The 10,182-nt window shown below is 64.1% G+C and carries 10 protein-coding genes; 1 reads left to right on the forward strand and 9 read right to left on the reverse strand.

What is annotated here, in order from left to right; translation table 11 throughout:
- Nucleotides 1-39: 39 nt before the first annotated feature.
- The 7 genes from DI606_RS13160 to DI606_RS13190 form a co-directional block, all read right to left on the reverse strand.
- Nucleotides 40-1,116, reverse strand: a complete 1,077-nt coding sequence (locus tag DI606_RS13160; protein ID WP_293983738.1) for a glycosyltransferase — start codon at nucleotides 1,114-1,116, stop codon at nucleotides 40-42.
- Complete coding sequence (locus DI606_RS13165) at nucleotides 1,113-2,057, reverse strand: glycosyltransferase family 2 protein (RefSeq protein ID WP_293983741.1); 945 nt, start codon at nucleotides 2,055-2,057, stop codon at nucleotides 1,113-1,115. Before DI606_RS13165 ends, DI606_RS13160 begins: the two co-directional genes overlap by 4 nt.
- A complete protein-coding gene (locus DI606_RS13170) occupies nucleotides 2,054-3,199 on the reverse strand; it encodes a glycosyltransferase (RefSeq protein ID WP_293983744.1) in 1,146 nt (381 codons plus the stop codon). Before DI606_RS13170 ends, DI606_RS13165 begins: the two co-directional genes overlap by 4 nt.
- A complete protein-coding gene (locus tag DI606_RS13175; RefSeq protein ID WP_293983747.1) occupies nucleotides 3,196-5,208 on the reverse strand; it encodes an HAD-IIB family hydrolase in 2,013 nt (670 codons plus the stop codon). The genes DI606_RS13170 and DI606_RS13175 overlap by 4 nt, the downstream gene beginning before the upstream one ends.
- 158 nt (nucleotides 5,209-5,366) lie before the next feature.
- Nucleotides 5,367-5,924, reverse strand: a complete 558-nt coding sequence (locus DI606_RS13180; RefSeq protein ID WP_293983750.1) for an RNA polymerase sigma factor — start codon at nucleotides 5,922-5,924, stop codon at nucleotides 5,367-5,369.
- On the reverse strand, nucleotides 5,921-6,358 hold the full coding sequence (locus DI606_RS13185) for a periplasmic heavy metal sensor (RefSeq protein ID WP_293983753.1): 438 nt from the start codon (nucleotides 6,356-6,358) through the stop codon (nucleotides 5,921-5,923). The genes DI606_RS13180 and DI606_RS13185 overlap by 4 nt, the downstream gene beginning before the upstream one ends.
- Entirely contained in the window at nucleotides 6,355-6,615 is a 261-nt protein-coding gene (locus DI606_RS13190; RefSeq protein ID WP_293983756.1) for a hypothetical protein, read from the reverse strand. The genes DI606_RS13185 and DI606_RS13190 overlap by 4 nt, the downstream gene beginning before the upstream one ends.
- 146 nt (nucleotides 6,616-6,761) lie before the next feature.
- On the opposite strand from DI606_RS13190, the gene copC reads away from it, so the two are divergent.
- Nucleotides 6,762-7,130, forward strand: coding sequence for a copper homeostasis periplasmic binding protein CopC (gene copC, locus DI606_RS13195; protein WP_293983766.1), 369 nt, complete (start codon nucleotides 6,762-6,764; stop codon nucleotides 7,128-7,130).
- Nucleotides 7,131-7,254: 124 nt separating this feature from the next.
- On the opposite strand, the gene DI606_RS13200 is transcribed toward copC, so the two are convergent.
- On the reverse strand, nucleotides 7,255-8,541 hold the full coding sequence (locus DI606_RS13200) for a glycoside hydrolase family 130 protein (RefSeq protein ID WP_293983758.1): 1,287 nt from the start codon (nucleotides 8,539-8,541) through the stop codon (nucleotides 7,255-7,257).
- A gap of 21 nt (nucleotides 8,542-8,562) precedes the next feature.
- A partial coding sequence (locus tag DI606_RS13205) for a glycosyltransferase (protein ID WP_293983760.1) occupies nucleotides 8,563-10,182 on the reverse strand: 1,620 nt, incomplete at its 5' end.

Below are 10,182 nucleotides of genomic sequence, written 5' to 3' on the forward strand. Positions count from 1 at the left end.
ATGCGTGTCGACGATGGCATGTCGGCCCGGCGCAGGCGCTCATGCCGCGGCGGCCCTGTGTGCTTTGGCGCACACCCCCTCGTACAAGGCCTCGCATCGCGCCAGCCAGAGGTCCTGCGAGAACATATCGACGACCCGCCGCCGGGGAATGTCGCGGGGGATACCGACAGCGTCGCGGATCGCAGCAGCGAGGCCGTCTACGTCGCCGGGCTGCGCCAACACGCCCGCGTTTCCGATGACCTCGCCTGCGGCCCCCATGTCGAAGGCAGCGACCGGAAGGCCGCAGGCCATGGCCTCCGCGGCTACCAGCCCGAAGGGTTCGTCCCAGCAGGGCGTGAAGACGAACAGCGAGGCCCGCTTCATCTCCGCCGCGAGCGAGACTGTGTCGAGATGCCCCCCATAGCGGATGTCCCCACCGATCAGCGGAGCGACAGACCCCTCCCAATACTCCGGGTCCTCGATCGCGCCGAAGATCGTCAGCGGCATCCCGGCCCTTATCGCCGCCTGTGCGGCAAGATGCGTCCCCTTGTTCGGCGTAATCCGCCCGCACCATATGGCAAAGCCGTTCCCCGTCGGGCCATAGGGCCATCGGTCGATATCTATTCCGTTATGCAGGACCGATACGGTCTCGGGTGCGCCGGCCGGCCACCAGGCGTCGAGCTGTCGCCGCGACGTGACCGTGATGCGATGCCGGAGCGATGGGCTTTGATGCACGAAGCCGTGGATCGCGTCATAGGGTGGCACATGCAGCGACGTGACGGTGGGCGTCCGACCGGTTCGACGATGCTCCAGCGGGAAGCGATGGAGACTGTTGTTATGAACCACATCGAACCCGCCCGCCTCGATCCGGTCGCACGCCGCTGCATAGGCCGTGTCGAGATGGTGGATCAGCGGTGCCGACCCGCGATGTTCCGCCCACGGGAAGACCCGCTCATGATGGACGTCCACGACAGGATCGATCCTGAAGGCCGGGTCGCTGTCCCCGGAAGCGAACAGCGTCACATCATGCCCACGCCTTTGTAGCCCATCGGCCAGGTGCCAGGCATGGGCTTCCATGCCACCGCAGAACGGTTGCCGTATACGCTGGCGAACATGCGCCAATATGGCGATCTTCATGCAGCGGCGGCGGCGGTGGCGGGCAGGGCGGACAGCGTTTCGGCGTGTCGCGCTTCCAGAAGCCGCAGGACGCTGGCCGTGTTCGCATAGGGCTGATGGCTCTGCTGGCCGGTCAGCGCCAGATCCTCTTCGTCGGGCGCGCGCAGGATGCGGATCGGGCGGCCCGGCGTATCGTCCACCAGACCCATCAGCCGGAACGCATGAAGCCAGTGTCCCATCGTTCGATAGCCCCACTTCGCCTCGAACAGTTCCGCATTTCGGACCACGCTTTCGACATGATGGACCGGCGGCATGTGGTGCGGGTGATATTGGTGGTAGGCAAGCGCGCCTTTTACCCACGCGATGGCGATGCCCGCGCAGTGGAGCGTTTTGCCGAAATCGGTATCCTCGCCGCCATATCCCGCATAGCGCTCGTCAAAGCCGCCCGAGCGGAGGAACGTTTCGGCCCGCATGGCAAAATTCAGCGACCAGAAGCAGCGATAATCCTCGCACAATTCGATCCCTTCGGCAGGCGGCCCCCGGCGATCCGAATGTTTCTCCGCCACCGACGCGAATCCCTCGAACGACCAATTGCCGCGCGTCGCCATGCTGGGAAGGTAAAGCACTTCCCCCATCATCAGCCCGTCGAAGGCGGCGGCATGGCCTGCATAGTCGGCGACGAGATCGGGCGTCGGGATGCAGTCGGTGTCCAGGAATATGAGCACATCCCCTACCGCCATCGCACCTGCCAGATTGCGCGCGGCGGCGAGTGGGAGATCGACCCCTGGCACATGAACCTGCCGCACGGGAAACCTGGTTTCAGGCAGGGCGTAGGGTGCGTCCTGCATCACGCCCACGATCAGTTCGCAAGGCATCGTCGTCTGGCGATTGAGGCCACGGACAAGGTTTGTGAGATGATCGGGTCGTCCCCTCGCCAGCGTGATGACGGAAACCTTGGTCATGATTTGCGGAACTCCTCACTGGATGCATGGGAAAGGATGGGTGCGGGCGACCACAGGCGATCGATCAGCGCTTCCAGCCATTGTGCGGTTCTTTGGGCAGGCGCTTCGTCGATCATGGCGCGCTGCCGGGCCGGGCGGTGCGATGCGGCGGCTTGGGCCAACGCGTCCACCCAGGCGTGAGCGGACGAGGGGAGGTGGGAGCGAACCGTCGCGACTTCCGCTGTCGCCAGCGCTTCCGCTTTGCGGCGCTGCTCGTCGAAATAGCGCCATTCGGGTATGGCGAGCCACGGCTTGGCAGCGGCCAAAACCTGCTGGCAAACAGTGTTGCCGGTCGAGGAAATGACGATATCGGCGGCGGAAACATAGTCCGCAGCATTATCCACCCATCCCCTATGTTCGATATTGGCGGGCTCCGTAGCGTGCCAGTCCCTTTGTACCTTGCCGATCGTGATCCATCTGGACGACGGTCTCGACCGCGCGCCGACCCCGAGCGGAGCCTGCCCGAAGCCGTCGCCGCCCCCGCCTGAAAGCACGACGATCAATTCCTCGCCGGGATCGACGCCGATGCGTTGGCGTGCCACCTCATATTCGGGCACGCGCAGATCGACGCCCAACCCTCCGGCAAAGCAAGTCTTGCGCAGCATCGCGTCGTCCCATTCGGCCTGCGCCAGGTCGCGATGAAAGGGTGCGATCAGGCCCGCCGCCCCCTCATAGGCGGCACGGTGCCCCGGATCGCTCCTGTCGCCATGCTGGACGATCTTGACATGCGGGACGGAGCATATGCGCGCCAGTTGCGCCACCTCCGCCGATACGTCGCAGATTATCAATGCCGGGTCAGCCCGCTCGAACCATTCGGTCAGCGTCGCCATCGCCGCACGAATGCCGGGCCAGCCGAGCGGTGCGCAATGGAGCGTCGAGGGCGTCGCCACCCAATCCATCGATCCCGCCTCACCGCCAGTCGGTTCGAAAAGGGACGGGATCCTGACGATCTCGGCATGGGCAGGCAAATCCGGAAATATGTAGTCCCGGGCGCAGAAGAGGGTCAGCGGGCGCGACGAAGGGAGGGCGTGGGCGATGGCAGCGCTGCGTTCCGCGTGGCCACGCCCCTGGTGATGAACGAAATATCCGATCGGGCGCGTCATGCCGCGGCAGCCACGACATCGGTTTCGCTATCGTACAAGCCCAGCAGCGCCAAACCTTCCAGCACGCCCGCCGCATAGGGAAGCGTCACGCGCATCGACCCGTTCCGCTCGGCAAGCCCGTCCAATTCCTCTGTGGCGTTACCGACGACGATTGCATGACCGCAGGCCGACAGCATATCGGCGTCATTGCCGCTGTCGCCAGCGGCGATACAATGCGAGAGGGAAAGGCCCGACCTCCGCGCATAGGCAGCGATGGCCTCAGCCTTGCCGCCCCGCGGCGCCAGCACGTCGATGAGGCGGCCATGCGAAAAGACTATCTTTGCGGAAAGGCCGTGGTCGTCCAGCGCGTCCCTGATGCGGGCCGCATCGGCCTCATTGCCGAAAAAGCTGATCTTGTAGGGGCCTTCGGTGGCACGCGGCTGCGGCTGGAGCTTGAGCGCTCGAAGCGCCCGGACCACGCCTTCGCGGTTCCAGCCACCGTTCAGGTATCGCGAAAATTCCCAACATTCCTGCCAGCCACCTTGCCCGTCCGGCAGCATCAGCCGCGTCCCCACATCGACGATAAAGGCGTCGGGTTCCGGCAGGCCCCAGCGGCCCAGGATCGTCCGCGCTGCGTCGAAGTCCCGCCCTGTGGCGACGATGAAGGGAAACGCCGATTGCCGATGCCAGACGAAAAAGTCGGCTGCGGCTTCGAGGCTGCCGGTCAGGGTATTGTCGATGTCGCAAGCCAAAAGGCGCGGCCGCGTGACGGATCGGTAAATATCGATGGACCGCCTTGCATAGCGATCCCAGCAATAGCGGCCCGCGCCCGTCCTTGCTGCGTCCGACAGGGCGGCCTGCCGCTCGGGATGCAGAATGATACCACCAATGGCGGCGGCGATGGCATCCTCATCGCGCGGGCAGACCAGTTCGCCATGCCCGATCTCCGCCACGATCTCGCGGGGGCCGCCATTCTCGGTGGCGACGACAGGGGTTCCGGCAGCGGCGGCTTCGATCAGGGTCAAGCCAAAGGGCTCGTGCAGGGCGGGATTGACGAACACGCCGCCCTGCGCGGCATAGGCGTAAAGCGCCGCCACATCCTGCGCGTCATGTGCCGGGGGGATCGCGACACGGCCGTCCAACCCATGCCTCGCAGCAACGCGCAGCAGGTCGTCCAGATTGTCGCGTTCCTCGCCCGCTGCGTGGACATGCTGTCCCGCGAGGATCACCAGATTGGCGCTCGCCTGCAAAGCGGGATCGCCCGCATACGCAGCTAGTAACGCGGCAAGATTCTTTTTTCGCACGGGCCGGGACACAGCCAGAATGATGGGAAGGTGAGGCCGGTCGAACCACTCCGCCAATAGCGCTTCGGCATGACCCTCACTAACCGGCAGGTCTCTCCGGGGAACGCCGGGAGCGACGACATGCACGCGCTGCCCCATTGTCTGTCCGTAGGCACCCACCTGGCGTTCGCCCTCGTCCCGCGTCGATACAATCAGCGCGCCAGCCGCCGCGATGGCCGTCCGCTCCGCCTCGATCCGCCGGTCGAGGCCGGGGCAGGACAGGCCTTGAAGCTGCTTGTCGACGCCCAGCGCGTGCGGCGTGAAGACGAAGGCAATACCGAACCGCTTCTGAACAGCGATGGCGACAGCTGCGGCATCCGCGAAATGCGCGTGGATAACATCGGGAAGATTCGGCAGCCGAGCCAGATATTCGATCAGTCCCGCGGTAAACGACGCCGTTTCCGCTTCCAGATCCTCCTTTTCGCAATAGGCGGATCGATCGGTCGCAATGCGGTGAATGGCGATTTTCGGGCCCATGCTTTCATGCGTCGTTCCATGGACGGGATCGAACCGTGGATCGCTAAAACATCGCGTGACGATCAGCACTTCCGTCACATCGTCGAGCCGAGCCTGATGGCTCGCGGCCTCCAGCACATAAGCGATGTGCCCCCCGGTATCTGCCGTAATGCCATAATTGACGGGGGGAGATTTCAGGCAACCTCCGAGCGCAAGATGCAAGATAATCAATCGGCCCCCCTTTGTAGAAGAGAGATAACGACCGGATTTTTACTAGGTTCCTGTGGCCGAAGGGGAAGGAAATGATCCAGTATTTTAGACCGGATATATTTCCTGATCCAGATCAATAAATAATCTATGTTATGACTTCTTAGAGGATCGTCCTTGGTTCAATATGCAAGGACTTTATCCAGTTTCATGCGTGCCCTGTAAAGCCGCGTTTCGATTGCCTTGGGCGTGACGCCCAATATCTGCGCGGCTTCCGCATGGCTCATTCCTTCGATGGCGCACAGTAGCAGAGGGTCCTTGAGCGCGGCTGGAAGCGCCGAGACGGCCCTGTGGATTCGGTCGATCTCGCCGTAGGACCGCAACGCCTCCTCCGGCGTTGCGCTGTCGTCGCGGACCTGTAGCGCTTCGTCGAGCGGTCGCGCGCCGGTGAAGAAACGGCGCACCGCGCGCCGCCGCCCCCAGTCACGACATTTGTTGAGCGCGATCCGCGCGATCCAGGCCCGGAATGGGCGGGCGGGGTCGTATCTTTCGAGCGCGGCGAAGGCGGCGATGAAGCTTTCCTGCGTGATGTCCAGCGCTTCGTCCGCATCGCCCACATGGCCGCGCGCCAGCCGGTAGACCGCGTCCCGGTGCCGTTGCATAAGGCTACCATAGGCCCCCTGATCCCCCGCCAGCGCGCGCGCCGCCAGCATGGCATCCTCTGGATCGGAGAAAGTCACCGCGCCGGTTGGGTCAGCGCCTTGACCACGGCAGCGTCGAACTGCGCCGCCTGATCGGGGCGCAACACGCCGCGCATCGCGAAGATGTGCTGGAGCGTCTCTTTCTGAAGCTGACCCATGGCCCGGTGCGACCGATCCACCGCCGCAGCGACCTTAGGCCCATAGCCATGTTCGGCGACAATGGCGCTTGCCAGTCGCTCATTGTCCGCGCGCATGTCCGCTTCCAGTGCTTCCCGACGCCTTGCAAAGCCGTTTTCGAGCGCATGGATGCGCGCCTCCTGCCCGGCATTGAGCGTCAGCCGCTGGTGCAGCAGGGCATGAACTTCGCTTTCCACGCGCGGCGGGGAAGCGAACCAGAAACGCCCTATGAAAACCGCGGCCAGCGCGGCAGCGAACGCCACCAGCGCGACCAGCAGATAGCGTCGCCCCGTCATTGGCCGAGCAGGCGGGAAGGGGCGTAGTCCGACATGCCGATCGCCAGGGGCGAAGCCTGCGCCGGGGCGCTCGGCATCGTACTTCCCGCCCAGCCGATCCCCACCGCCAGCAATCCGGCCAGTGCCATGCTGCGCCGCGCCACCGTCCGCTCGCGCCGTCGCGCCGCACCGGCGATCACGGCGCTGTCCATCTGCGCCAGCCGCCCGTCGGTCGTCGCATCCCGCATCTGCTCCAGCATCCGGTCAAGATCGCTCATGTCTCTAATCCATCCTTTCGATCCATACGCGCGCATGCTGCCTTGCCCTCATGACATTTCGTCAAAATCTATGCGCCGTGACCGAGGGATCGGGCAAGGCCGTGCGTAACACCCTCGTATCCGATGGAGATCCTGCCGTGAAACCAATGTTCTTTGCCTTCTTCGCCGCCGCCCTTTCCCTGCCGGGCATTGCCGCCGCGCAAAGCAAATTGCTGTCGTCCAGCCCCGCTGCGGATACAACCGTCGCGAAACCTGTGAAGTTGACGCTCCGTTTTTCGGACGCGATCGTCCCGCAAATGTCCGGCGTCGATATCGTGATGACCGGGATGCCCGGCATGGCCGATCATCCGCCGATGCTGATCAAGGGCTTTGCAACCGGCGTCGCGCCCGACGGGCAGACCTTGATCGTCACTTTGCCGCGTCCGCTCCCAGTGGGCAGCTACGATCTCAAATGGCATGTCGTGGGCACGGACAGGCAGCGTGTCGATGGCGGGTACAGCTTCAAGGTCCGTTGAGCGCAACGGCAAAAGAAACCCCGCCGGAGCGATGCTCACGGCGGGGCCGAGGTTCAGGGGTCACTCCGGGGGGGAGAGTGACATGGTAAGGACGCCGCCTGCGCCCCGAACCCGTCGCGAAAAATCACGTCATCAGCGACAACATGTCCGAAATGCCGACGAAGGCGAAAGCGACGCTGCTGTCCGCAACGCCGTAAGGCATGAAAATCTGGTCGCCGATGCGCGTTGCGCCACATGTGTAGACGACGTTGGGCACATAGCCTTCGCGCTCATCCTCCGACGCTGCCAGGATCGGCTTGCTCGACCGGGCCAGGACCTTGCTCGGGTCCGCCTTGTCCAGCAGCACCGCGCCGATCGAATATTCTCGCATCGCGCCGACGCCATGCGTCAGCAGCAGCCAGCCTTCGTCCAGTTCGATGGGCGCGCCGCAATTGCCGATCTGCACCAGTTCCCACGAATGCAGCGGGGTCAGGATGCGCTGTCCCTCGCCCCAGTCCAGCAGATTGTCCGATTGGATAAGGTAGAGATTTTCCCCGTCCTGCCGCCCGATCATCATGTAACGGCCATTTACCTTGCGCGGGAAAAGCGCCATGCCCTTGTTCCGCGCGGCGCTCCCCGACAGGGGGCAGAGAGAGAAGCTGCGAAAGTCGCTGGTCCGCATCATTTCCGACTGGATTTCGCGCCCGTTATAGGCGGTGTAGGTGCCCAGCCATTCGCGCGTCCCATCGTCATGCGTGAAGGCGACGAGCCTCAAATCCTCCAGCCCATTGGCCTGCGCCGCCGTGATCGGAAAGATCACGGTGCCCGAAAGGTTGCTGTCGGCATGGCGGTGGATCTTGACCGGACCGACCGTGTCCTGTTCCTCGTCACCATGGAAGTCGGCGGCGGTGGCGAACGGGGGTTCCGGCGCCAGATGGAGTTCGCCTTCTTCCGATATGATGCCCTCGCGAAAAGCGATGGAACTGATATGCCCTTCGCCGACCGCGCGTAACGACATGACGATGCGCATACTGCCCCGCGAAAGGCCGCTCTGGTCGGGGTGGGGCACGACGCTGGGGTTCATCAGCGCAGCGGCGGCATAGCTGTATTCGTGGCAAAAATAGGCGCCTAGCAACTGCGACCGTTCATCACCGACGCTGTCGGGGTCGAGCATCAGCCGGTGCGCGATATCGTCGAAGCGTGTCCTGAACACGCGTCGCATCTGCCAGTGGCGTGCCTCGAACCCGGCCAGAACATGGTTCAGCCCTTCCATGACTTCGGCGTCGGACAGGGCAAGCACGGCATCGGCCAGCCGCTGCGTCCGACTAGGCGCACCGCGCGCGCCCTGTAAGGCAAGGTGAAAGGGCCTGACGACGACACGTGTGGGGTCGGCAGTCAGGCGAAGGGGAAGCGCGTTGATTTTTTGCGGCATGCAGTCCTGTACCCCTCCGCTTCAGGCAGAAACGGAGGGTTTGTCCGAATTGTGCGTCATTGCGCCGCCTGATAGCAGCCCCATGGCGCGCTTCATAGCGCAGGATGCAAGTTGCAATGCCAAAAGCGATTCCGCACCCTGGTTCAGGTTCGGACCGCCCGGCGTCAGCCCGTCATAGCAACCCTGATTGAACGGTGTCGTCAACGGCGTGTCGAGGTCGTTTTGACCCAGAAACCATCGATAGGCGGCTTCCGCCTTTTCAAGCCATCCGCCATCGCGATCGACGGCATGGGCGGCGAGAGCCGCCTCCACCGTCGCCAGCGCCTCCAGCGGTTGCTGATCGTAGGGAAGAGGCGGCTTTCCGGGGCGCCCGAAACTTTCCGATCCCACCGCGCGGAAATAGCCCTCGGGCGATGTCTGCTGCTGGCAGAGCCATCGGAAGGTTTCGAGCCCGCGCTGCACGATATCGTCCCGCTCCAGCATCCGCCCGGCGCGCAGCAGCGCTTCGGGCAAGCGCGCATTGTCGTAGGCAAGCACGTCCTCGAACCATAGCCATGACGAAGGCAACGGTCCTGCCGGCAAAGCCATCAATCCATCGGCAAACTCGGCCAGAAGCGCGTGCGCCGCACGATGGTCCGGCACGACTTCGAGCGCGGCCACCGATCCCAGTATCGCAAAGGCGCGGGCGCGCGGAGACTTGAGTTCCGATAGCGGCTCCACCGCCGTGTCGAACAGCCTGCGGGCCCATTCGCCGATTGCCTTCTGCGCGGCATCGCGCATGGTGACGCCCAGCGCCCAGAGCGTGCGCCCGTTGCTGTCTTCCGACCCTTCCGCCTCCAGCCAGCGCCGGTCGAAGCTCATGAAATTGCGGAAGCGGCGGATATCCGGGTTCCAGCCATGCTGGATGAAACTGGCGTAGACGCCCGACCATCGCTCCCGCTCCTCTGCCGGAACGTCGGTCGCCTGCACCATCAACATCAGCGCGCGGGCGTTATCGTCGATGCAATAGCCATGGTCGCGGTCAGGGATCGACAGGATGCCATGCTGGAACATGCCCGTGGAATCGCTCATGCGCACGATGGATCGAATGTCGGGCTTGAGCAGCGCATAGCTGCGGCGCGGGCTGAACCGGGCGGGCGCACCGGCACAGGCCGCCGTCACCAACTGGCCGACATTGCGCGCCATCTCGCTCCAGATCATCGCCCGGCCATAGGCATAGGCGCGCTGCGCATAACCGTTGAGGACATAGCTGTCCGACAGCAGTCGTACGATTTCCCGTCCTAGCGCCTGCGGATCGCGGAAGGGCACCAGCACGCCCCGTTCGTCCGCTAGCACCTCTGTCGCCTGCACATAGGGCGTGGAGATCACTGGCTTCCCCATGCCCAGCGCGTAGCTGAGCGTACCCGAAACGACCTGTGCGGGGTTGATGTAGGGCGTCACATAGATGTCTGCGGCCTGCAGGAAATCGAGCAGTTCCTCCTGCTCGATATAGGTGTCGACGAAGTGGATGTTGTCGGCGACGCCCAATTCGCCTGCCAGCGCCTTCAACCCCTCGCGCAGGCTTTCGCCCTGTTCGCGCACCAGATTGGGGTGCGTGGCGCCCATGATCACATAGAGAGCGTCTGGATGCGCTTCCGCGAC

The organism is Sphingobium sp. (assembly GCF_003248505.1).
GTDB lineage: Bacteria > Pseudomonadota > Alphaproteobacteria > Sphingomonadales > Sphingomonadaceae > Sphingobium.